This is a genomic window from Achromobacter sp. SD115 (assembly GCF_017355315.1).
Classification (GTDB): Bacteria; Pseudomonadota; Gammaproteobacteria; order Burkholderiales; family Burkholderiaceae_B; genus Achromobacter; species Achromobacter xylosoxidans_B.
This window is the reverse complement of the sequence record NZ_JADIJM010000014.1, coordinates 102,621-124,817: the sequence shown is the minus strand read 5'-3', so window position 1 is coordinate 124,817 and position 22,197 is coordinate 102,621. Positions and strand designations below refer to the sequence as shown.

General features: G+C 67.0%; 17 protein-coding genes. 14 read left to right on the top strand and 3 right to left on the bottom strand.

The genetic code is table 11. The features are described 5' to 3' along the window. The first annotated feature begins 28 nt into the window (after positions 1-28). The 6 genes from IPU70_RS20015 to prpF all read left to right on the top strand — a co-directional run bounded on the left by IPU70_RS20015 (position 29) and on the right by prpF (position 9,700). Complete coding sequence (locus IPU70_RS20015; RefSeq protein WP_207469637.1) at positions 29-1,000, top strand: tripartite tricarboxylate transporter substrate binding protein; 972 nt, start codon at positions 29-31, stop codon at positions 998-1,000. Between the two features lie 106 nt (positions 1,001-1,106). Continuing rightward, the gene (locus IPU70_RS20010; protein WP_207469635.1) at positions 1,107-2,999 is read left to right on the top strand and encodes a sigma-54-dependent Fis family transcriptional regulator; all 1,893 of its coding nucleotides are present in this window, start codon (positions 1,107-1,109) and stop codon (positions 2,997-2,999) included. A gap of 193 nt (positions 3,000-3,192) precedes the next feature. Beyond that, positions 3,193-4,995, top strand: coding sequence for an NAD(P)/FAD-dependent oxidoreductase (locus tag IPU70_RS20005; RefSeq protein WP_207469634.1), 1,803 nt, complete (start codon positions 3,193-3,195; stop codon positions 4,993-4,995). A gap of 139 nt (positions 4,996-5,134) precedes the next feature. Beyond that, positions 5,135-5,845, top strand: a complete 711-nt coding sequence (locus IPU70_RS20000; protein ID WP_013396329.1) for a GntR family transcriptional regulator — start codon at positions 5,135-5,137, stop codon at positions 5,843-5,845. After that, the gene (gene acnD / locus IPU70_RS19995) at positions 5,842-8,451 is read left to right on the top strand and encodes a Fe/S-dependent 2-methylisocitrate dehydratase AcnD (RefSeq protein ID WP_207469631.1); all 2,610 of its coding nucleotides are present in this window, start codon (positions 5,842-5,844) and stop codon (positions 8,449-8,451) included. The genes IPU70_RS20000 and acnD overlap by 4 nt, the downstream gene beginning before the upstream one ends. A gap of 64 nt (positions 8,452-8,515) precedes the next feature. Continuing rightward, a complete protein-coding gene (gene prpF / locus IPU70_RS19990; RefSeq protein WP_207469629.1) occupies positions 8,516-9,700 on the top strand; it encodes a 2-methylaconitate cis-trans isomerase PrpF in 1,185 nt (394 codons plus the stop codon). Positions 9,701-9,770: 70 nt separating this feature from the next. Here the strand turns inward: prpF and IPU70_RS19985 are convergent, their stop codons facing one another. Continuing rightward, positions 9,771-10,442: an ankyrin repeat domain-containing protein gene (locus tag IPU70_RS19985; RefSeq protein WP_207469627.1), complete on the bottom strand. Its 672-nt coding sequence runs from the start codon at positions 10,440-10,442 to the stop codon at positions 9,771-9,773. A 130-nt stretch (positions 10,443-10,572) separates the two neighbouring features. Here IPU70_RS19985 and IPU70_RS19980 point away from each other — a divergent pair, with 130 nt between their 5' ends. Next, the gene (locus tag IPU70_RS19980) at positions 10,573-11,445 is read left to right on the top strand and encodes a LysR family transcriptional regulator (protein WP_207469626.1); all 873 of its coding nucleotides are present in this window, start codon (positions 10,573-10,575) and stop codon (positions 11,443-11,445) included. On the opposite strand, the gene IPU70_RS19975 is transcribed toward IPU70_RS19980, so the two are convergent. Further along, a complete protein-coding gene (locus IPU70_RS19975; RefSeq protein WP_207469624.1) occupies positions 11,429-12,631 on the bottom strand; it encodes an amidohydrolase family protein in 1,203 nt (400 codons plus the stop codon). The genes IPU70_RS19980 and IPU70_RS19975 overlap by 17 nt on opposite strands. A gap of 638 nt (positions 12,632-13,269) precedes the next feature. Here IPU70_RS19975 and IPU70_RS19970 point away from each other — a divergent pair. Both IPU70_RS19970 and IPU70_RS32830 read left to right on the top strand, forming a co-directional pair. Beyond that, entirely contained in the window at positions 13,270-14,961 is a 1,692-nt protein-coding gene (locus IPU70_RS19970) for a sodium:solute symporter family protein (protein WP_207469623.1), read from the top strand. A gap of 28 nt (positions 14,962-14,989) precedes the next feature. Continuing rightward, positions 14,990-15,112 (top strand): putative transporter small subunit, encoded by a 123-nt coding sequence (locus IPU70_RS32830; protein ID WP_242702601.1) that lies wholly within the window; start codon positions 14,990-14,992, stop codon positions 15,110-15,112. 27 nt (positions 15,113-15,139) lie between these two features. Here the strand turns inward: IPU70_RS32830 and IPU70_RS19965 are convergent, their stop codons facing one another. Continuing rightward, positions 15,140-16,282, bottom strand: a complete 1,143-nt coding sequence (locus tag IPU70_RS19965; protein WP_207469622.1) for a glycosyltransferase — start codon at positions 16,280-16,282, stop codon at positions 15,140-15,142. A gap of 286 nt (positions 16,283-16,568) precedes the next feature. Here IPU70_RS19965 and IPU70_RS19960 point away from each other — a divergent pair, with 286 nt between their 5' ends. The 5 genes from IPU70_RS19960 to IPU70_RS19940 all read left to right on the top strand — a co-directional run bounded on the left by IPU70_RS19960 (position 16,569) and on the right by IPU70_RS19940 (position 22,151). Beyond that, positions 16,569-17,243, top strand: coding sequence for a heavy metal response regulator transcription factor (locus tag IPU70_RS19960; protein ID WP_207469621.1), 675 nt, complete (start codon positions 16,569-16,571; stop codon positions 17,241-17,243). Beyond that, on the top strand, positions 17,240-18,622 hold the full coding sequence (locus tag IPU70_RS19955) for a heavy metal sensor histidine kinase (protein WP_207469620.1): 1,383 nt from the start codon (positions 17,240-17,242) through the stop codon (positions 18,620-18,622). The genes IPU70_RS19960 and IPU70_RS19955 overlap by 4 nt, the downstream gene beginning before the upstream one ends. A gap of 77 nt (positions 18,623-18,699) precedes the next feature. Then, positions 18,700-19,191, top strand: coding sequence for a plastocyanin/azurin family copper-binding protein (locus tag IPU70_RS19950; RefSeq protein ID WP_207469619.1), 492 nt, complete (start codon positions 18,700-18,702; stop codon positions 19,189-19,191). Between the two features lie 42 nt (positions 19,192-19,233). Continuing rightward, the gene (locus IPU70_RS19945; RefSeq protein WP_207469618.1) at positions 19,234-21,099 is read left to right on the top strand and encodes a copper resistance system multicopper oxidase; all 1,866 of its coding nucleotides are present in this window, start codon (positions 19,234-19,236) and stop codon (positions 21,097-21,099) included. 8 nt (positions 21,100-21,107) lie between these two features. Continuing rightward, the gene (locus IPU70_RS19940; protein ID WP_371819018.1) at positions 21,108-22,151 is read left to right on the top strand and encodes a copper resistance protein B; all 1,044 of its coding nucleotides are present in this window, start codon (positions 21,108-21,110) and stop codon (positions 22,149-22,151) included. Positions 22,152-22,197: the final 46 nt, after the last annotated feature.

The window sequence follows — 22,197 nt, the reverse complement described above, 5'->3', positions numbered from 1 at the left end:
GCGTAGAGTGGATACGGAGACAAACAACATGAATCGCAGAACCATCCTGAAGAACATGGCGGCCCTGGCTCTCACGCCGCTGGCTGCCGCGGTTGGCAGCGCCGCCAGCGCGCGTGAAGCCCCCTTGCGCGTCATCGTGCCCTTCCCGCCGGGCGGCGGCACCGACGTGCTGGGCCGGGTGATCGCGGCCACGCTGGAAGGCGCGCTCGACCGGCCCGTGGTAGTCGAAAACAAGCCTGGCGCCAGCGGCATGCTGGGCGCCGACTACACCGCCAACGGCGCCAAGGACGGCAGCGTGCTGCTGTTCGCCGGATTGGTGCCTTCGGTGCGTTACTACGCCCGGCCGCCCGAGGACGTGCTCAAGCAGCTGGCGCCCGTCTGCCCCATCGCGCGTTCGCCCTACATGGTGGCGGTCAACGCCGACCTGCCCGCCAAGACGCTGGGCGAACTCGTCGCCCAGGCCAAGCGCGAACCCAAGGGGCTGACCTTCGGCTCCCCTGGCAACGCCACGCCGCAGCACCTGGCGACCGAACTGCTGCAGGCCGCCTGCGGCATGGACATGCTGCACGTGCCCTACCGCGGCACAGGCCCGATGATGACGGACCTGCTGGGCGGACAGATCCAGGTGGTGGTCGCCACCGTCGCCGCCGTTGAACCATATCTGCAAGGCGGACGCCTGCGCGTGCTGGCCGTGACCAGCGCGGAGCGCCTGCCCAAGTATCCGGACATTCCGACGGTGGCTGAAAGCGGCTATCCCGGTTTCTCCGCGCAGATCCAGTTCGGCACCTATTGCGCCGCCGGCACGCCGGAGGCCGCCATCGCCGCGCTGAACCAGGGCATCAACCGCGCGTTGCAGACCGAGACCGTGCGCGCCAAACTGGGCGAACAGGGCTTCCAGCCCACCGGCGGCACGCCTGCGCAGTTGCAACAGGCGTTGCTGGCCGAAATACGCGACGTGGCGGGGCTGGTGCAGGCCGGCAAGGTCAAGGTAGACCTGTAGCGTCCCCTTTCGTCCCGATGCTGGATAACCAGCATTTACAGGCGTGTCGTCCTCTGTGCATGCTGGCCGTTGATCCGGCGCAGATCGGGCGCAACATGGAGACGACATGCCTAGTCAGGAATCCCTGCACTCCGCCCATATCCGCGAGATCGAACAGGTCGGCCAGGGCCGGCCCACGCAGCGCGACGCGCACGTGGTCAGCAGCTGGCTGCGCTGCCTGGACCAGTACCGGCTGGATCCCGCCCAGGCCTGCGAAGCCTATATCGTGCCGGACGGCAGGCTGCGCGAACACCGCCAGCAGTCCGAAGCGCTGATCGCCATTGCGCGATCCGGCCTGGACCATCTGTTCCGCCAGGTCGCCGGCCAGAACTACGTGCTACTGCTGGCCGACCGCCAGGGCGTCACCGTCGAGTTCCTGGGCGATGCGCAGCAGACCGCCAGCCTGCGCAAGGCCGGGCTTTATCTGGGGTCGGAATGGTCTGAACAACGCGCCGGCACCTGCGCCGTGGGCGCCTGCCTGGAAAGCGGCGAAGCCCTCACCATCCACCAGACCGACCACTTCGACAACACCCACACGCCGCTGTCCTGCACCGCCGCGCCGATCTACAGCGCCGACGGCGAGCTGGCGGCCGTGCTGGATATTTCGCTGCTCAGCTCCCCCATCCTGAAAGCCAGCCAGAACCTCGCGCTGCATCTGGTCACCGGCACCACGCGCCGCATCGAAATGGCCAACCTGATGGCGCGCACCAGCAATGAATGGGTGCTGCGCTTCGCGCGCTCGCCTGAATTCCTGGACGTGGATCCGGAGGCCGCGATCTCGCTGGACGGCTCCGGCCGCATCCTGGGCATGACGCATACCGGCGCCAAGCTGCTGGCGCGCGCCGCCGGCCTGGACTGGCGCAATCCCGCCAGCCTGATCGGCCAACCCGTCACCCGTTTCTTCGATGTGCAGCTGGACGACCTGCCGCGCTACACCCGCGCCCATGCGCCGCAACAGCGCCTGATCGTGGCCCGCGACGGCAATGCGCTGTTCGCGCACGCCATCGAACCCAACCGGCCTGCGCGCGGCGCCAGCGTGGCGGTGCACGGCGCGCCGTCCGCGCTGCGCGGCCTGGACGGCGGCGACGCCCGCATGGCGGCCATGCTGACGCGCGCCGCCAAGCTGGCCCGGCAGGGCCTGCCGCTTCTGCTGCAAGGCGAAACCGGCGTCGGCAAGGAGTACCTGGCCCGCGCCATCCACGACGGCAGCCAGCGCGCCGGGCGCTTCGTCGCCGTGAACTGCGCGGCAATCCCGGAATCACTCATTGAAAGCGAGTTGTTCGGCTATCTGCCGGGAGCCTACACCGGCGCGGCGGCCAAGGGCCGCAAGGGCTTGATCGAGGAATCCGACGGCGGCACGCTGTTCCTGGACGAAATCGGCGACATGCCGCTGGCGCTGCAAAGCCGCCTCTTGCGCGTGCTGGCCGAATCCGAGGTCACGCCCATCGGCGCCAACGCGCCGCGCGCCGTGCGCCTCTGCCTGGTGTCGGCCTCACACCGCGACCTGACCGCGCTGGTGCGCGAGGGGCGCTTCCGCGAAGACCTCTATTACCGCATCAATGCCGCAACGCTGACCGTGCCGCCGCTGCGCGAACGCGCCGACCTGGAATGGCTGATTGCCCGCTTGCTGGCGCGCCACCAGGATGAATCCGGCGCCCCCGTGCTGGCGCCCGCCGCGCTGATGGCGCTGAAGGCGCATGCCTGGCCCGGCAACATCCGCGAACTCGCCAACGCCATCGCGGTCGCCGCCGCGCTGTGCGAGAACGGCGTGATCGAGCCCGCCGACCTGCCCGACGCGCCGGCGCCGGCAACAACCGCTGCCAACCCGGCAGAGGCCACCTTGCGCGCCATGCTGGCCAGCTGCGGCGGCAACGTCTCGGAAGCCGCGCGGCGCCTGGGCGTGGACCGTTCCACCGTGCATCGCCAGATGCGGCGCCACGGCCTGGCCTCGCGCTCCTGAGGCGCCACACCCCAACGCCACAGGTGTGGCGCGGCGCCACGGCCTGCCGCCCCGCTCTCCTGGGCGGCAAGGGTGGCACGCCGATTGCTTGATCGTTATCGACGCCCACCGGCCGGCACAGGCCGGGGCCGCCAGCGGACCATGCCCCGGTCCGCCACGACAACGACGCCCGCCACGGGCAAGGAGACTAGACATGCAGACCGATCAAGCCGGCGCCGCCCTGGACGCCGTGCTCGCGCGCCTGAACGCGGCGCTGGGCAACAAGGACATCGATGGCGTCGCCGCGCTGTTCCAGGACGACTGCTACTGGCGCGACCTGGTGCTGTTCACCTGGAACCTGCGCACGCTCGAAGGACACGAGCAGATACGCGACATGCTGCGACACCAGCTGGCGCAGGTGGAACCGGTGCGCTTCAGCCTGGACCCGAAAGAGGCGGTGTCGCAAGAGGCCGGCCTGTTGCAAGGCTGGATCGAGATCGAGACCAACCGCGCCCGCGGCTACGGCCACATCCGCGTACAGGACGGCAAGATCTGGACCCTGCTGACCACCATGTCAGAACTCAAGGGACACGAGGAGCCCAGCGGCCTGCGGCGGCCCAAGGGCGCCGAACACGGCAGCAGCCGCAGCCGCCAGACCTGGCTGGAAAAACGCGAACAGGAAGCCGCCGAACTCGGCTACCAGGCCCAGCCCTATGTGCTCATCATCGGCGGCGGCCAGGGCGGCATCGCACTGGGCGCGCGCCTGCGCCAGCTGGACGTGCCGACCATCATCATCGAAAAGAACGAACGCGCCGGCGACAGTTGGAGAAAGCGCTACAAGTCCCTGTGCCTGCACGATCCGGTCTGGTACGACCACCTGCCTTACATCCCCTTCCCCGAAAACTGGCCGGTCTTCGCGCCCAAGGACAAGATCGGCGACTGGCTGGAGATGTACACCCGGATCATGGAGCTGAACTACTGGACCTCCACCGTCTGCCAATCGGCGCGCTACGACGAGCAGAAACAGGAATGGGAGGTCACGGTGCTGCGCGAGGGCAAGCCCGTAACGCTGCGGCCCAAGCAGCTGGTGCTGGCCACCGGCATGTCCGGCAAGCCCAATATCCCCAGCTTCCCCGGCCAGGACGAATTCCAGGGTGAGCAGCAGCATTCCTCGCAGCACCCCGGCCCCGACGCCTACCGCGGCAAGAACGTGGTCGTGATCGGCGCCAACAACTCCGCCCACGACATCTGCGCGGCGCTGTGGGAAGGCGGCGCCAACGTCACCATGGTGCAGCGCTCGTCCAGCCACATCGTGCGTTCCGAGACGCTGATGGACATCGGCCTGGGCGGCCTGTATTCCGAACAGGCGCTGGCCAACGGCATGACCACGCGCAAGGCCGACCTGACCTTCGCCTCGCTGCCCTACAAGATCATGGCGCAGTTCCAGATCCCGCTCTACGAGCAGATGCGCGAGCGCGACGCCGGGTTCTACGCCAAGCTGGACGAGGCCGGCTTCATGCTGGACTGGGGCGACGATGGATCGGGCTTGTTCATGAAGTACCTGCGGCGCGGCTCCGGCTACTACATCGACGTGGGCGCCTGCGACCTGATCATCGACGGCAGCATCAAGCTGCAATCGCGTACCGATGTCAGCCACCTGACCCGCGACGCCGTGGTGCTGAAATCCGGCGTCAAGCTGCCCGCGGACCTGGTGGTCTACGCCACCGGCTACGGTTCGATGAACGGCTGGGCCGCGGACCTGATCAGCCGCGACGTCGCCGACAAGGTCGGCAAGTGCTGGGGCCTGGGTTCGGACACCACCAAGGATCCCGGCCCCTGGGAAGGCGAACAGCGCAATATGTGGAAGCCCACCCAGCAGCAGGCCTTGTGGTTCCACGGCGGCAACCTGCACCAGTCGCGGCATTACTCGCAGTACCTGTCGCTGCAGCTGAAAGCTCGGCAGGCGGGCGTGCCGGTGCAGGTCTATGGATTGCAGGAGGTGCATCACAAGCGCTAGGCGCCCCTTCCGTCCGGTTGCCGCCCCCGGCAACCGGGCTTGCGCCCAGGTGGGCATCAGGGTAAATTGTTGACAATCCAGCGCCATACGGCGTTTTTTTCTGACCGTTTTCTCTAAAACCGGAAAGATTGTCAACACAATGAGCAAGGTGCTGACCCTGCCAGGCGCCGCCCCCGGCGACCACGAGACGCTTGCGGAACACATCTTCCGCAAGATCCAGTCCGCCATCGTCAAAGGTGAAATCGCCCCCGGCAGCAAGATTTCCGAGCCCGAGCTGGCCCGCATCCATGGCGTCAGCCGCGGCCCGCTGCGCGAAGCCCTGCACCGGCTGGAAGGCCAGAAGCTGCTGGTGCGCGTGCCGCACGCCGGCGCCCGCGTCGTGTCGCTGTCGCAGCAGGAACTGTCCGAACTCTACGAAATCCGCGAATCGCTGGAAGGCATGGCCTGCCGCCTGGCCGCCGAACGCATGCCGCCCTCCGAAATCGCCGAGCTGCGCGCCGTGCTGGAAGCGCACGAGCGCGACGAGGCCTTCCAGGCCGGACTGGGTTATTACCAGCAGGAAGGCGACTACGATTTCCACTACCGTATCGTCAAGGGCAGCGGCAACCAGATGCTGTTCCGCATGCTCTGCGACGAGCTCTACCAACTGGCGCGCATGTACCGCATCCAGTATTCGACAACGCCCAACCGCCCACGGCAGGCTTACGCCGAACACCACCGCATTCTGGACGCCATCGCCGACGGCGATGGCGAGTTGGCTGAAATCCTGATGCGCCGCCACATCCGCGCATCCCGTATCAACATCGAACAGCAGATCGCGCAGGGCAACCTGCAGCGCACCGAGGCATGAACCAAAACTACCGCAAGCCCCTGCCCGGCACCCGCCTGGACTACTTCGACACCCGCGCCGCCGTCGAGGCGATTTCGCCCGGGGCCTATGACCGCCTGCCCTACACCTCGCGCGTGCTGGCGGAAAACCTGGTGCGCCGCTGCGATCCGGCCATGCTGACGGACTCGCTGAAGCAGCTGATCGAGCGCCGCCGCGACCTGGACTTCCCCTGGTTCCCGGCGCGCGTAGTCTGTCACGACATCCTGGGCCAGACCGCGCTGGTGGACCTGGCCGGCCTGCGCGACGCCATTGCCGACAAGGGCGGCGACCCCGCCAAGGTCAACCCGGTGGTGCCGGTGCAACTGATCGTCGACCACTCGCTGGCCGTGGAATACGGCGGCAACGATCCCGACGCCTTCGCCAAGAACCGCGCCGTGGAAGACCGCCGCAACGAAGACCGCTTCCATTTCATCGACTGGACCAAGCAGGCCTTCCGCAACATCGAGGTCGTGCCCCCGGGCAACGGCATCATGCACCAGATCAATCTGGAGCGCATGTCGCCCGTCATCTACACGCAGGACGGCGTGGCCTTCCCCGATACCTTGGTCGGCACCGACAGCCATACGCCGCACGTGGACGCGCTGGGCGTGATCGCCATTGGCGTGGGCGGCCTGGAAGCCGAAAACGTCATGCTGGGCCGCGCCTCGTGGATGCGCCTGCCCGACATCATTGGCGTGGAGCTGACCGGCCGCGCCCAGCCCGGCATCACCGCCACCGACATCGTGCTGACCCTGACCGAATTCCTGCGCAAGGAGAAGGTCGTGGGCGCCTACCTGGAGTTCTACGGCGCGGGCGCCGCCAGCCTCACGCTGGGCGACCGAGCCACCATCTCGAACATGGCGCCCGAGTATGGCGCCACGGCCGCGATGTTCTCGATCGACCAGCAGACCATCGACTACCTGCGCCTGACCGGCCGCGAGGACGAGCAGATCGCCCTGGTCGAGAACTACGCCAAGACTGCGGGCCTGTGGTCCGACAGCCTGAAGAATGCCGAGTACGAACGCGTGCTGCGCTTCGACCTGTCCAGCGTGGTACGCACGCTGGCCGGCCCGTCCAATCCGCATCGCCGCCTGCCGGTCAGCGACCTGGCCGAACGCGGCATCTCCGGCGTGGTGGAAAACGAACCGGGCCTGATGCCCGACGGCGCCGTGATCATCGCCGCCATCACCAGCTGTACCAACACCAGCAATCCGCGCAACGTCATTGCCGCCGGCCTGCTGGCGCGCAACGCCAACCGCGCCGGCCTGGCCCGCAAGCCCTGGGTCAAGAGCTCGCTCGCGCCGGGATCCAAGGCCGTGTCGCTGTACCTGGACGAAGCCGGCCTGACCGCTGACCTGGAAAAGCTGGGCTTCGGCGTCGTCGCCTTCGCCTGTACCACTTGCAACGGCATGTCGGGCGCGCTGGACCCCGTGATCCAGCAGGAAATCATCGACCGCGACCTCTACGCCACCGCCGTGCTGTCCGGCAACCGCAACTTCGACGGCCGCATTCACCCCTATGCCAAACAGGCCTTCCTGGCCTCCCCGCCGCTGGTGGTGGCCTATGCCATCGCCGGCACCATCCGCTTCGATATCGAACGCGACGTGCTGGGCACGGATGCCAGCGGCCGCGAGATCCGCCTGAAGGACATCTGGCCCAGCGACGAAGAGATCGACGCCGTGGTCAAGGCCGCGGTCAAGCCCGAGCAGTTCCGCAAGGTCTACGCCCCCATGTTCGGCATCCAGGACGACCGCAAGGCCGGCGTCAGCCCGCTGTACGCGTGGCGCGCACAGAGCACCTACATCCGCCGCCCGCCCTACTGGGAAGGCGCGCTGGCCGGCGAGCGCACGCTGCGCGGCATGCTGCCGCTGGCGGTCCTGGGCGACAACATCACCACCGACCACCTGTCGCCGTCCAACGCCATCCTGCTGGACAGCGCCGCCGGCGAATACCTCGACAAGATGGGCTTGCCCGAAGAGGACTTCAACTCCTACGCCACCCACCGCGGCGACCACCTCACCGCGCAGCGCGCCACCTTCGCCAACCCCAAGCTCTTCAACGAAATGGTGAAGAACGAAGACGGTACGGTGAAACAGGGCTCGCTGGCCCGTGTGGAGCCCGAGGGCAAGGTCATGCGCATGTGGGAAGCCATCGAAACCTACATGGACCGCAAGCAGCCTCTGATCATCGTGGCCGGCGCCGACTACGGCCAGGGCTCGTCGCGCGACTGGGCCGCCAAGGGCGTGCGCCTGGCCGGCGTGGAAGCCATCGTGGCTGAAGGCTTCGAACGCATCCACCGCACCAACCTGATCGGCATGGGCGTGCTGCCGCTGGAATTCAAGCCGGGCGTGAACCGCAAGACGCTGGGCCTGGACGGCACCGAAAGCTATGACGTCATCGGCGAGCGCAAGCCGCGCGCCGACCTGACGCTGGTGATCCACCGCCGCAACGGCGAAACCGTCCAGGTCGCGGTGACCTGCCGCCTGGACACCGCCGAGGAAGTCTCGATCTACGAAGCCGGCGGCGTGCTGCAACGCTTCGCCCAGGACTTCCTGGAAGCCTCCGGCGCCGACAGGAAGGCCGGCTGATCCGTCATCGGCCAGGCGGGCGCCGCAACGCCCGCCGCCTCACACCCATCATCAGGACCGCTCCATGACCCATGCTCCCCAGACCAAGATAGCCGCCACCTACATGCGCGGCGGCACCAGCAAAGGCGTGTTCTTCAAGCTCGACGACCTGCCCGAGTCCGCGCGCGCGCCCGGCGCCGCGCGCGACGCGCTGCTGATGCGCGTCATCGGCAGCCCCGATCCCTACGGCAAGCAGATCGACGGCATGGGCGCCGCCACCTCCAGCACCAGCAAAACCGTCATCGTCGGCAAGAGCACGCGCCCGGAGCATGACGTGGACTACCTGTTCGGCCAGGTCTCGATCGACCAGCCCTTCGTGGACTGGAGCGGCAACTGCGGCAACCTGTCGGCCGCCGTGGGGCCGTTCGCCATCACCAACGGCCTGGTCGACCCGGCCCGCGTACCGCAGGACGGCATCGCCGTCGTTCGCATCTGGCAGGCCAACATCCAGAAGACCATCGTCGCCCACGTGCCCATGGCCGGCGGCGCCGTACAGGAAACCGGCGACTTCGAACTGGACGGCGTGACCTTCCCCGCCGCCGAACTGCAACTGGAATTCATGGACCCGGCCGAGGAAGGCGATGGCGGCTCCATGTTCCCGACAGGAAACCTGGTGGACGACCTGGAAGTGCCCGGCATCGGCACCTTCAAGGCCACCATGATCAACTCCGGCATCCCCACCATCTTCCTGGACGCCGAAGCCCTGGGCTACCGCGGCACGGAACTGCAGGACGACATCAACGGCGACGCCGCCGCGTTGGCCCGCTTCGAGACCATCCGCGCCCACGGCGCGCTGCGCATGGGCCTGATCAAGAAGCTCGAAGAAGCCGCCAGCCGCCAGCACACGCCCAAGGTCGCCTTCGTGGCGCCCCCCAAGGAATATGTGTCCTCCAGCGGCAAGCAGATCGGCGCGGGCGACATCGACGTGCTGGTGCGCGCGCTCTCCATGGGCAAGCTGCACCACGCCATGATGGGCACCGCGTCCGTCGCCATCGCCACCGCCGCGGCCGTGCCCGGCACGCTGGTCAATCAGGCCGCGGGCGGCGGCGAACGCGACAACGTCTGCTTCGGCCATCCGTCCGGCACCTTGCGCGTCGGCGCCGAAGCCCAGCTTGTGGACGGCGAATGGAAGGTCACCAAGGCCATCATGAGCCGCAGCGCCCGCGTGCTGATGGAAGGCCGCGTGCACGTGCCGCGCGAGGGCTTCTGATCCAGCCTGCCGTCCGCGGCATGAAGAACGGGGCTTTCAAGCCCCGTTTTTTTTGCCCGGCGCAAGCGCCTCAGCCCTTCGCTCCCGCAGCCTCCAGCAGACGCACAACCTCGGTCTGCCCGCGCTCGCGAGCATGGCGCAGCGGCGTCACGCCCTTGCCGTCGGCCAGGTTGACGTCGGCGCCGGCTTCGATCAAAAGCTTGACGATCGCCTGGTGGCGCGCGCCGCCATCGCCCAGGATCACGGCTTCCAGCAAACCGGTCCAGCCCAGATTGTTCACATGGTCCGCGTCCACGCCCGCGCGCAGCAGCATGTCCACCACCTCGACGTGACCGCGTTCGCACGCGGGAATGAGGGCTGTGCCGCCGTAGCGATTGGTGCTTTTCAGGTCTGCCCCGTGCGCCAGCGTCAGCGCCAGGATCTCGCGCAAGCCGCGGGCGCCGGCCAGCAGATAGGCGCTGTCGCGGATCGAGTTCTGCGCGTTGACGTTGGCGCCGGCTTCGATCAAGGCGCGGGCGGCATCGACATGGTTGCCCTGGGTCGCGCGCAGCAGCGGCGTATTGCCGTCCGCATCTCGCGTCTCCACGGCGGCGCCCTGCCCCAGCAGCTGCTTGACGCGGGCGGCGTCGCCATTGCCCGCCGCGGTCAGCAGCGCGGAGTCCGGACCCGCAGCCGTGGCCGCGCCTCCCACGCTCAACAGGAATGCCGCCAGCCAGATGCGGCCGGCACGAAAGATAGGCATGAGTACTTCCTCCAGATCAACAGCCTTGGAGCCGGCCGGATCGGCTGATGGCCCCACGAAACGCCTAGTATGGCGTCCGGGCCAAGTATTATGAAATTAATTGGCTTGATAGATTCGAGTGGACATTCCAATGCTAGATCCTGTCCTGCTGCGCAGTTTCCTCACCGTCGTGGACACGGGTAACTTCACCCGCGCCAGCGAACTCCTGCACCTGACGCAATCCACGGTCAGCCAGCACGTCATCCGGCTGGAAGAGAACCTGGGCTGCCGCCTGCTGGACCGCACGCAACGCCATGTCCTGCCCACCGAGGAAGGCGAGCGCCTGTTGGGCTATGCGCGCAGCATCCTGCGCCTGGCCGACGAAGCGCGCGAAAGCGTGGCCGCCGCGCAGGCCAGCGCGGTGCTGCGCCTGGGCGCGCCCGAAGACTTCATGGGTGCGACGCTGATGCCCACCCTCGCCGCCGTTGAAGCGGCCTATCCGCGGCTGCGCGTGGAAATCGAAGGCGGACTCAGCCACGAGCTGCTGCGGCGCTACCGCGATGGAGAATTGGACCTGTTGCTGGTCAAGCAATGGGAAGTCGATGCCGATTGCGACGCGCACTGGCCCGAGCCCCTGTGCTGGATCACCGCCCTCGGTTCGCCGCCTCCCGCCCCCGATACCGCCGTGCCACTGGTGGCGTTTCCGTCTGGCGCGCTGTACCGGCAGGAAATGACCGCCATGCTGGAGACCAGCGGCAAGCCCTGGCACGTGCGCTTCTCCAGCCCCAGCCTGCCCAGCCTCAGCGCGGCGGTCGCAGCGGGATTGGGGATCAGTCTGCTGCCTTGCGCCTGCGCCACGGACGAACACCGGCTGCTCACGCCCGAGGAAGGATTTCCCGCGCCTCGCGGCCTGCAACTGTCGCTCTACGCGCGTGGCCGGCTCAGTGACGCCGGCCACGCGCTGCGGCGCGCGCTCAAGGACTTCTGCGAGGAACGCGCCGCACTGGTCACGCCGCCGGCCTGACGTTGGCATAGGCCTGCGCAGCCTCGCCCACGGGTTCGCCCTTGCGGAACAGGAAGCGCTGCGCCGGCACGGCAGCGACCGCGGCCGCGCCGTTGGGAGCGGGCAGCGCCACGAAGCTTGCCTCGTTGCCCACCTGCAGGCCGTAGCCTTGCAGGCCCAGCACCGCCGCCGCGGCGTGCGACGCCATATGCAAGGCCGTCAGCAACTCACCGTCCGTATAAAAGCCCGAGCGGTAGCCGATCAGCATCGCACGTTGCAGCATGTCGCCATTGCCATAGGGCCACCAGCTATCCTGGATGTTGTCGTTGCCCGTGAAGACGCTCACGCCGGCCGCGCGCAGCGCCAGTACGGGCGGGAAGGCCCGGTCGCCCGGCGCATTCGTCATGATCGCCACGCCGGCGTCGGCCAGCTTGCGCGCCACGTCCTCCAGCTCCCGCTGGCCGACGTCACCCAATGCGTAGGCATGACTGATGGCGACCCGGCCAGCAAGGCCCAGCGCCCGCGTGCGCGCGGCGATCCTCGCAATCTCTTCTACGCCCTGCTCGCCCGGCTCGTGCAGATGGATGTCTATCCTCGCGCCCAATCTTTCGGCGATGCCGAACACGCAATCGAGCTGCCCTTCTGCATCCCCGTCCAGGGTGGAAGGATCAATCCCGCCCACGACCTCGGCGCCTTCGCGCACGGCTGCTTCCAGCCATTGCGGCGTGCCGGGACAGGACATCACACCGGCCTGCGGAAACGCCACCAGTTCGATATCGACGATGCCGCGCCACTTCTCGCGCGCCGCCATAACGGCTTGCAGATTGCCCAATCCGGTGGTGGCGTCGACGTCCACGTGGCAGCGCATCGCCACCGTGCCGAACGCCGCGGCTTGCGCGATGAGCGCATCGGCGCGCCCCTCGATGGGCGGCGCGGCGGCCAGTTCCTGCTTCTCGATGGCGAGCCGTTCGCGCAGGCTGGCCGCGGGCCGGTGCGGCCGCCAGCGGTCGCCGACGAAGCTCTTGTCCAGGTGGATATGGCCATCGACAAAGCCTGGCAGCACCAGGTGTCCGCGCAGGTCGGTCACCTGCGCCGCGCCAGCGATGGGCAGTTCGCTGCTCAGCGCCAGGATGCGGCCATCGCGCACGTGCAGGGATAGGGGTTTGCCGTCCGCGCCGACGGCATTGATGTATACGCGGTCTGTCATGTTTCGCCTTGGTATTGCGCGCAACCATGCCGCCGGCATGGTCGCTTGTGTGAACCCTGCCACCTTATCGAAGCGCGCCCGCCACGGCCAATTAAGTGTTGCGATGCTTGCCAATGCGAATCGCGATAGCGCGGCCCGATGACTCGCGCCGCGTGTACGCCTGATGAACGCATGCTGGACTAGAGCGGGGTATGTCCCTATACTTGGCCGCTGTTGTAGTTCATTACGCATGCAGCCAGACGATGCACGTCGCCTGGAAGCATCCATCACAAGGCCGCGCACAGCGGCCCGGCGTGCAACGCCGAAACACCCAAACCCAGCTGTAAAGGCTGCGGAACAATTTTTCCTGCTTACCAGGCAGGACCATCGCTCGCCGCATCGGGCAACGTCTAAAACAACCAGCGTTCTGCGCAATGCGGCAGCAAGACACCTATACGGTGTGCCTTTTTGCTGTCCGTCCGAGGGCTGCGCTTGTCGCGCCCTTGCCGGGCAGGCATGCGATCGCGCCTACGGCCGCTCGCCTGGTGTTTCGGCTACGTCATCGGGGTTTGCCGCCCTGCGCATCCCGCGAAAAACGGCCTTCATGCAGCCATGACTGTCCGTCATGAACACGCTGTCAAGGAGAGAGGACGAAGACGATGCAAGAGACAGAATTCTTTCAGCTATCCGGCACCACCGCCATCCTGCTGCTCGTGGGCTTCTATGGCGCCACGTTCCTCATGTCGCTGCTGATCAGCCAGAAGAATGAGAACGTGGACGGCTACATGGTGTCGAACAACGCGGTCGGTTTCGGCCTGTCCACCGCCAGCATGATCGCCACCTGGATCTGGGCCGCATCGTTCTACGCCAGCGCCACCTCGGGCTACAAGTACGGCCTGTCGGGCCCGCTGCACTACGGCTTCTGGGGCGCGCTGATGATTCTCTTCATCTATCCCTTCGGCAAACGCTTCCGCCAGGTAGCCCCCAAGGCCCACACGCTGGCCGAGGTCATCCATGCGCGGCATGGCACCTCCAGCCAGATGATCATGGCGGTTTCCAACATCGTGGGCAGCTGCATCAGCCTGATGGTGAACTTCACCGCGGCCGGCGCGCTGGTCTCTATCCTGAGCCCGCTGACCTTCATCCAGGGCGTGCTCATCGCCGGCCTGGGCGTGCTGTCCTACACGCTGTGGTCGGGATTCCGCACCTCGGTAATGACGGACTTCGCGCAGCTGGCCGCCATGATCATCGCGGCGGTCATCATCATTCCGCTCATCTTCTTCAATGCGGGCGGACCCGACCTGCTGTCGGAAAACATGTGGCGCCTGAGCGCCGACCAGGCGGACTTCTATTCCACCCGCGCCATCCTGGAACAGGGCGCCCCCTACTTCGTGGCCGTGCTGGCCTACGCCATCGGCAACCAGACCATCGCCCAGCGCCTGTTCGCGGTGCGCGAAGACCTGATCAAACCCACCTTCCTCACCGCCACCGCCGGTTACGGCGCCGTCGTGATCGGCCTGGGCATGCTGGGACTGCTGGCGCTCTTCGTCGGCCTGGAACCCGCCAACGGCGACATGAACAACATCATCCCGCAGATGGCGTCCACCTACCTGCCGCCCTTCGGCATCGCGCTGTTCTTCCTGCTGGTGGTGGGCTCGCTGTCCTCGACCGCGGATTCCGATCTGGCCGCGCTGTCGGCCATCGTCATGACCGACGTGTACGCCAAGAACCTGGCCGGCGGCCGCCCCGATCCGCGCCGCATGCTGTGGTGGGGCCGCTGCACCATGATCGTCGCAACAATGATAGGCGTCATCTTCGCCAGCCTGCGCCTGGACATCCTGGTGATGCTGGTGTTCGTCGGCGCGCTGTGGGGCGCCATCGTCTTTCCCGTCATCGCCAGCTTCTACTGGGACCGCGTCGACAACCGCGCCTTCGTCTGCGCGGTGCTCAGCGCCGTGGTCCTGTTCACCATCGTGCGCTTCGAGCTGCTGCCCATCACCGGGGCGGTGGCTGTGTTCTTCGAAATCTGCTCGGCCATCGGCGGTGGCGTGGTGCTGGGCCTCATGACGTTCGGCTTCTTCGGCCGCACCGCGGCCCTCGCCGTGGGCGCGGCGGGCATGCTCGTCATGCTGCCCGTTTTCGTGGGCACCTTGCGCGAGTACATCGTCCTGATGGGCTCGCTGACCGCCTATGGCGTCAGCGCCACGGTCTGCGCCGGCCTGAGCCTGCTCAGCAAGCAACGCTTCGATTTCAGCTTGCTCGCGGAGCGCGTGACGTCCTTCCAGGAAGCGCAGGAAGCCATGCCGGCAGCGCCTGCCCGACAGCCCGGCATCCAGCCAGCCCAAGGCTGAACACCCCTCAAACGACAAGGAGACTGACATGTGGTTGACGTTCTACTTCCTGGTGTGGCCCGCCATTTCCGCCCTCATCCTGGCGCTGCTGTGCGCGACGTTGTGGCAGGACATGCGCGCGGCCAGACGCAGCGGAAAATCGATGGTCTGACGCTTCCTGGTCAGCGGCCGTTGCCTTTCAAGCCAGCCGCAACGGACGCTGGGCCTGCGCCAGCGCTTCCAGGTAGACCGCATGCGTGTCCGCCACGAAACGCGACAAGGCGAAGTCCCGCACAGCCTTTTCCCGGGCCGCGCGCCCCATCGGCCCCAACAGCTGCGGCTGCGCCAGGATCTCGCGCAGCACATCCGCCACGGCCTCCGGCGCCCGCGCCGGAACCACCCAGCCGTCCAATCCCGCGTGCACGTTCTCGGCCAGCCCGCCGGCATTGCTGACGATGACCGGCACGCCCATGGCCATCATCTCCCGGCAGGCGAACGAGATGGTCTCCATCTCGGAGGACAGCACGAATCCCAGGTCCAGCGCGGCCACGAACGACCGGACATCGTCCAGCAAGCCCGCGAAGATCACCTGATCTTCCATGCCCAGTTCGCGCACGCGCCGGCGTTGCGGCTCATCAGGTAGCTGTCCTGCGATCATGACGACGATGCGTTCGCGCTGGCCGGCCGGCAGCAACGACACGGCCTCGACCATGTCCATCCAGCGCTTGTAATCCGCGGTGCCGGCGTTGCTGCCGACCACCAGACGGCCCGCATGCGCGTCGGACAGCCAGCGGCGCCGGGCCTGCGCCACGGCGTCCCCTGCCTGCGGCCTGAACCTTTCCACGTCCACGCCATTGCGCACGGTGCGCAAACCGCAGCGCCCGAATGCGCTGCCCATCAGCCTGCGGCGCGTGTGCTCGCACACGCAGATGACGCGGTCCGTCGCCATGCGCGCGCGCAGCATCGCGCCGATGCTGTTGGCGGGCCGGTCATTGTGCTGCGTGTACACCACCGCGGGGCTGTCCGCCCCGAGCCCCAGGCCCGCCAGCATGCACAGGCGATGGTCGGCTGAACCGTTGACGTGCGCAACATCGAAGCGCTCCTGCTGCAGCAGCTGTCGCAGACGGCGCGCGTTGGGCCACGCGGCCAACATCCCTCCGTGGAAATCCAGTGCTTCGGCCCGCACGCCAGGCATCGCCGAGGCCGCCTTGAACAAGCGGCTTCCCGGCGGCGCCGCCACGACGATATCGTGCGCGTCGCGCAGCGCGCGCGCCAGCGACAGCACGTAGGTGGTATGCCCGCCGCCATCGCCGCGATGGAAATTGGTGTAGAGGATTCTCATCGCGGAGCACCCGTTCAGGCGCCAGACGGGCCGGCTGCATCGGCCGGCATCCGCTTGATCTGCCGCGCACATTTCGACGCGCAGGGTGCATAATGCGCCGCAACGGCGATTTCATCGTTGGCCGTTTCAAAGCTCTTCGAGATAGATTTTCGAGCACTCACGGATCGTTCCTTGTGTTTCGGCGTCGCCAAGCGGGAACTTGGCTGACACGCTGAACTCTACGCAGTCGGTAATTACAGAAGCCGGACCGACTCATTACATTTGTGCAAGGAAAGCGAGGCGCCCCATGCGTATCCTCTTGATCGAAGATGAAAGAAAGCTCGCGGACTACGTCCGCAAAGGACTGACCGAACACAACTACGTGGTCGACATCGCCCGCGACGGCATAGACGGGCGGCACGCCGCCATCGAAGGCGACTACGACGTAGTGGTGCTGGACGTGATGCTGCCCGGCGTCGACGGCTTCGGCGTGCTGGCGGACCTGCGCAAGCACAAGCAGACGCCCGTCCTGATGCTGACCGCCCGCGACAAGGTGGAAGACCGGGTCCGCGGCCTGGAGGGCGGCGCGGACGACTACCTCGTCAAGCCCTTCGCCTTCTCCGAACTGCTGGCGCGGATCCAGGCGCTGCTGCGCCGCGGCCGCGGGCAGGAATCCACGCTGCTCAAACTCGCCGACCTGGAGATGGACCTGGCGCGGCGCAAGGCGCAAAGAGGCGGCATGCGCCTGGACCTGACCGCCAAGGAGTTCACGCTGCTGACGCTGATGCTGCGGCGCCATGGCCAGGTATTGTCCAGGACCGTGCTTGCGGAGCAGGTCTGGGACATGAACTTCGATAGCGACACCAACGTCATCGAGGTAGCCGTGCGGCGCCTGCGGGCGAAGATCGACGACCCGTTCGAGACCAAGCTGCTGCATACCGTGCGCGGCATGGGCTATGTGCTGGAGCTGCGCGAGAAATGAGGCTGCCCCGCATCGCGTCCATCGAAATCCGGCTCACGCTGCTGCTCGGCGTCATCGCCCTGGTGGTGTCCAGCATTGCCGGATGCACCTTGTTCTGGGCGCTGAAGCGCGAGGTGCAGCGCCAGGAAATGACTGAGGTGGCAGGCAAGCTGGAGCTCATCAACCATCTCATCGGCATGCAGGCCACGCTCGCGCAGATGCAGGATCTGCGCGGCGCGCTGGACAACATCATGGTCGGCCACGGCAACCTCAAGACCTGGATCACGCTCGCCGACGGCAGCGTGTTCTACGGCGACGCGCCACCCGTGGATATTCGGCCGCTCTCCGGGAACGAGATCAGACTGCATACGCAGGACGGCTGGAACATGCGCGGACTGCGCGTGCCGCTGGAAGGCTCGCTGCTGCCCGGCGCCGAGCTCACCGTGGCCGTGAACCTGCGTCCCGGCACGCAGTTCCTGTATGCCTTCGCCACCGCGCTGGTCCTGATCTGCGCGGTCTGGGTCGGCGCCACCGTGGTGCTGTCTGCATGGGCGGTGCGGCGCTCCCTCTCGCCGATCCGCCGCCTGTCCCAACAGGCGTCCCGCATCCAGCCGGATAATCTTGCGGTGCGCCTGCCGGAACAGGGCATCGACCGGGAGCTGCGCGAGTTCACCCATACCTTCAACGGCATGCTGGGCCGGGTGCAGACGGCCTACCAGCAGATGGAGGGCTTCAACGCCGACGTGGCCCATGAACTGCGCACGCCGCTGGCGACGCTGATCAGCGGCGCCGAGGTCAGCCTGTCATCTCCGCGTTCCGAGCAAGAACTGCGCGAGGTGCTGGAATCCAATCTGGAAGAGCTGGAAGGCTTGAAGGCCCTGGTCAACGACATGCTGTTCCTGGCCCGTGCCGACGGCGGCGAACCGGCGGGAGACCTGCAAGAGGTGAACGTGCGCCAGGAGGTCGCCCGCGTGGCCGAGTACTACGAGGCCGCCTTGGACGATGCCGGCGTATCCCTGGCGGCGCACGGCGGCGCCGTCCTGATGGCCAACCCGCGGCTACTGCGGCGCGCCATCGCGAACCTGCTCAGCAACGCCATCCGGGCCACCCCTCGGGGACGCGGCATCGACCTTTATTGCGTCACCCGGCAGGATGAGATCGAAATCAGGGTGCGGAACCCCGGCGCGCCGATAGCGGCCCAGGCATTGCCGCGCATCTTCGACCGCTTCTACCGGGGCGACGATGCGCGCAGCCGGCGCACCGACGGACACGGCCTGGGCCTGGCCATCGTCCGGGCCATCGCCCGCATGCACGGCGGCAACGCGTTCGCCCGCTGCGGCGGACAGGGCACCGAAGTCGGCTTCACCCTGTCCCGGGCGCCGAACATTGCAGGAAAGTAATCCTCCCGACAGGTTGCGGTGTGGAGCGCGTCACTAAAGTGGCGCCTCCACCCCCAATTCGAGTCTAGAGGATACGCATGAAGAAACTGGTGAAACTCGCGCAGGGCGCCGTCGCCGCAGGCGCCTTTTTGCTTTCCTTCGGCGCCATGGCCGCCCCCGGCCACGGCGCGGGCCACGGCGGCGGGCATGATGCCGTCGCCGCCATCGGCAAGCCTGGCAACCCCGCCAAAGTCTCGCGCACGGTCGCCGTCGACATGACGGACGCCATGCGCTTCACCCCGGACAGGATCGACGTCAAGGCGGGCGAAACCATCCGCTTCAAGGTCACCAACTCCGGCAAGATCCGCCACGAAATGGTGCTGGGCACCCCCGCGGACCTGGACGGCCACTACCAGATGATGCTCAAGGATCCGGGCATGCGCCATGAAGAGCCGAACTCCGTGTCCCTGGAAGCAGGCAAGGCCGGCGACATCGTCTGGACCTTCGACAAGGCGGGCAGCGTCGCCTTTGCCTGCCTTGAGCCCGGACACTATCCCGCCGGCATGAAGGGCGCGGTTTCCGTCAAGTAATCCACTGCCGGGATGCCGGTCCGGCTACCGGGGAGATAGAGCATGAGTAGAGCAGTTTCGAATCCGCGCCGCCGGTTTGTGCAGGGCCTGGCCACGGGCGGCGCGCTGGCCGGCATGGGCTTGTGGAGTCCGTCGTCGTGGGCGCAGGCCGCCCCGGCGCGGCAGAGCGTGCTGTCGGGCACCGAGTTCGACCTGGAGATCGGCGAGAGCCCCGCCAACTTCACCGGCGCGCCCCGCATCGCGACCACGGTCAACGGCATGCTGCCCGCGCCCACGCTGCGCTGGCGCGAGGGCGACCGCGTCACGCTGCGCGTCACCAACCGCCTGCGCGAGGACACCTCGATCCACTGGCACGGCATCATCCTGCCCACCGGCATGGACGGCGTCCCCGGCCTGAGCTTTCCCGGCATCGCCCCCGGCGAGACCTTCACCTACCAGTTCGACGTGGGCCAGAGCGGCACGTACTGGTATCACAGCCATTCCGGCTTCCAGGAGCAGACGGGGCTGTATGGCGCCATCGTGATCGATCCCAAGCGCCCCGACCCGGTGCGGGCCGACCGCGACTATGTCGTCCTGCTGTCCGACTGGACCGACGAAGATCCCATGAGTGTGTTCCGCAAGCTCAAGGTGATGCCCGACTACTACAACTACATCCAGCCCACCGTCGGCAGCCTGATGGACGACGCGGAGAAGTCCGGCTGGAAGAACGCGCTGAACGAACGTCTCATGTGGCAGAAGATGCGCATGAACCAGACCGATCTGGCCGACGTCTCGGGCGCCACCTACACCTTCCTCACCAACGGCAAATCCCCTGCGGGCAATTGGACCGGCCTGTTCCGTCCGGGCGAACGCATCCGCCTGCGCTTCATCAACGGGTCGGCCATGACCTACTTCGATGTGCGCATCCCCGGCCTGAAGATGACGGTGGTGGCCGCCGACGGCCTGGCCGTGCGGCCCGTGGAAGTGGAAGAGTTCCGCATCGCCGTGGCCGAGACCTATGACGTCATCGTCGAACCGCAGGACGAGCGCGCCTACACCATCTTTTCGCAGGCCATGGACCGCTCCGGCTATGCCCGCGGCACGCTGGCGCCGCGCGAAGGCATGCAGGCCGAGATCCCGGCGCTGGACCCGGTGCAGGTGCTGACCATGATGGACATGGGCATGGCGCACGACATGCCCGGCATGGACATGGGCGGGGGGCAGGCAGGGGGCATGGACCACGGCGCTCAAGGCGCGATGAACCATGGCGCGCAGGGCAACATGAGTCAAGGCGCCATGGGTGGGATGAACCACGCCGGTATGGCTGGAATGGCGGGCATGAATCACGGCGGCATGGACCATGGCGCCATGCCTGGCAGCCCAGGCGGCAACGAAGGCGGCATGGTCGAGGTCAAGCATCCCTACCCCGCCGAGCGCAGTCCCGCCAACTCCATGCTGCCTGACATCGTCTCGACCCGGCTGGATGATCCCGGCGTGGGCCTGCGCAACAACGGCCGCCGCGTGCTGACCTATGCCGACCTGCACTCGATGGTCGAACCCGCCGACAACCGGCCGCCGACCCGAGAAATCGAGCTGCACCTGACCGGCAACATGGACCGCTACATGTGGTCGTTCAACGGACTGAAGTTCACCGAGGCCAAGCCCATCGTGCTCAAGTACGGCGAGCGCGTGCGCTTCGTGCTGGTCAACGACACCATGATGACGCACCCCATCCACCTGCACGGCTTGTGGAGCGACCTCGAGTCCGCCGACGGCAATTTCCAGGTGCGCAAGCACACGATCAGCCTCAACCCGGCGCAACGCCTGAGCTACCGCGTCAGCGCGGACGCGCGCGGCAACTGGGCCTATCACTGCCACTTGCTGTTCCACATGGAGGCCGGCATGTTCCGCGCGGTCGTCGTGGAATAGGGGGAATAATGAGAACAACCACATCCAGAAAGCACTGGCCCGGGCTCGTCGCGGGCGCCGCCCTCCTTTCCGCCGCATCCGGGCTGGCCCTGGCGCAAACGCCGGCCGGCACGATGAACGGCATGGACCACGGTTCGATGCCGGGGATGGATCACGGTGCCATGCAGGGAATGGATCACAGTTCGATGCCTGGCATGGATCATGGCTCGATGCAGGGCAAGGCTCCGGCCTCGCAAAAGGGCATGGACCATGGTTCCATGAAAGGCATGGATCACAGCTCCATGCCTGGCATGGACCACGGCTCGATGCCAGGCATGGACGAATCCCCGCGCAAAGGCCCGCCGGTGGGTTCCCTGCCCTCCAGCGACGGCAGCACCGAGCAGCGCTACGCCGCCTACCGCATCCATCCGCACATGATGGACAACGTCGTCACCAGCCATCTGCTGTTCGACAAGCTCGGCGTCGCTTATGACCGCAACGAACAGACCAGCCTGCAATGGGACGGCCAGTTCTGGATCGGCCGCGACCTGAACAAGCTGTGGATCAAGAGCGAGGGCGATCGCCTCAATGGCAACACGGATGCCAAGATCGAAGCCTTCTGGAGCCACACGATCTCGCCGTTCTGGGACCTGCAGCTGGGCGCGCGGCGCGATTTCGGCACCGGACCCAAACGCAACTGGGCTGCGTTCGGCGTGCAGGGCGTCGCGCCCTACGGCATCGAAACCGAGATCACCGGCTATGTCGGCGGTTCGGGCAGGACCGCGCTGGCGCTGAAGGCGGAATACGATCTGCTGCTCACGCAGCGCCTGATCCTTACGCCCGAGATCGAAGCCAGCCTGAATGGCAAGAATGACGAGGCGCGCGGCGTGGGCTCCGGCCTGTCCGACGCATCGTTCTCCTTGCGGCTGCGCTACGAGGTCACGCGCGAATTTGCGCCATATATCGGCGTGTCGTTCGGACGCAAGTTCGGCAAGACCGCGAGCTACGCCAGCGAAGCGGGTGAAAGCCGCTCCGAGCGCGCCATCCTGGCGGGCGTGCGCATCTGGTTCTGAGCCTGGCCGGCGCCCCCCTTTTTAGGGTGCCGGCCTAAGCGCGTCC

Excerpts from the sequence above, each read along its gene's own strand:
- IPU70_RS19945 (WP_207469618.1), top strand. The coding sequence starts at position 19,234 with ATGAGTAGAGCAGTTTCGAATCCGCGCCGCCGGTTTGTGCAGGGCCTG.
- IPU70_RS19940 (WP_371819018.1), top strand. The coding sequence starts at position 21,108 with ATGAGAACAACCACATCCAGAAAGCACTGGCCCGGGCTCGTCGCGGGC.
- IPU70_RS19960 (WP_207469621.1), top strand. The coding sequence starts at position 16,569 with ATGCGTATCCTCTTGATCGAAGATGAAAGAAAGCTCGCGGACTACGTC.
- IPU70_RS19985 (WP_207469627.1), bottom strand. The coding sequence starts at position 10,442 with ATGCCTATCTTTCGTGCCGGCCGCATCTGGCTGGCGGCATTCCTGTTG.
- IPU70_RS32830 (WP_242702601.1), top strand. The coding sequence starts at position 14,990 with ATGTGGTTGACGTTCTACTTCCTGGTGTGGCCCGCCATTTCCGCCCTC.
- IPU70_RS19950 (WP_207469619.1), top strand. The coding sequence starts at position 18,700 with ATGAAGAAACTGGTGAAACTCGCGCAGGGCGCCGTCGCCGCAGGCGCC.
- IPU70_RS19970 (WP_207469623.1), top strand. The coding sequence starts at position 13,270 with ATGCAAGAGACAGAATTCTTTCAGCTATCCGGCACCACCGCCATCCTG.
- IPU70_RS19980 (WP_207469626.1), top strand. The coding sequence starts at position 10,573 with ATGCTAGATCCTGTCCTGCTGCGCAGTTTCCTCACCGTCGTGGACACG.
- IPU70_RS20010 (WP_207469635.1), top strand. The coding sequence starts at position 1,107 with ATGCCTAGTCAGGAATCCCTGCACTCCGCCCATATCCGCGAGATCGAA.
- IPU70_RS20005 (WP_207469634.1), top strand. The coding sequence starts at position 3,193 with ATGCAGACCGATCAAGCCGGCGCCGCCCTGGACGCCGTGCTCGCGCGC.
- IPU70_RS19965 (WP_207469622.1), bottom strand. The coding sequence starts at position 16,282 with ATGAGAATCCTCTACACCAATTTCCATCGCGGCGATGGCGGCGGGCAT.
- IPU70_RS19975 (WP_207469624.1), bottom strand. The coding sequence starts at position 12,631 with ATGACAGACCGCGTATACATCAATGCCGTCGGCGCGGACGGCAAACCC.
- IPU70_RS20000 (WP_013396329.1), top strand. The coding sequence starts at position 5,135 with ATGAGCAAGGTGCTGACCCTGCCAGGCGCCGCCCCCGGCGACCACGAG.
- acnD (WP_207469631.1), top strand. The coding sequence starts at position 5,842 with ATGAACCAAAACTACCGCAAGCCCCTGCCCGGCACCCGCCTGGACTAC.
- IPU70_RS19955 (WP_207469620.1), top strand. The coding sequence starts at position 17,240 with ATGAGGCTGCCCCGCATCGCGTCCATCGAAATCCGGCTCACGCTGCTG.
- IPU70_RS20015 (WP_207469637.1), top strand. The coding sequence starts at position 29 with ATGAATCGCAGAACCATCCTGAAGAACATGGCGGCCCTGGCTCTCACG.
- prpF (WP_207469629.1), top strand. The coding sequence starts at position 8,516 with ATGACCCATGCTCCCCAGACCAAGATAGCCGCCACCTACATGCGCGGC.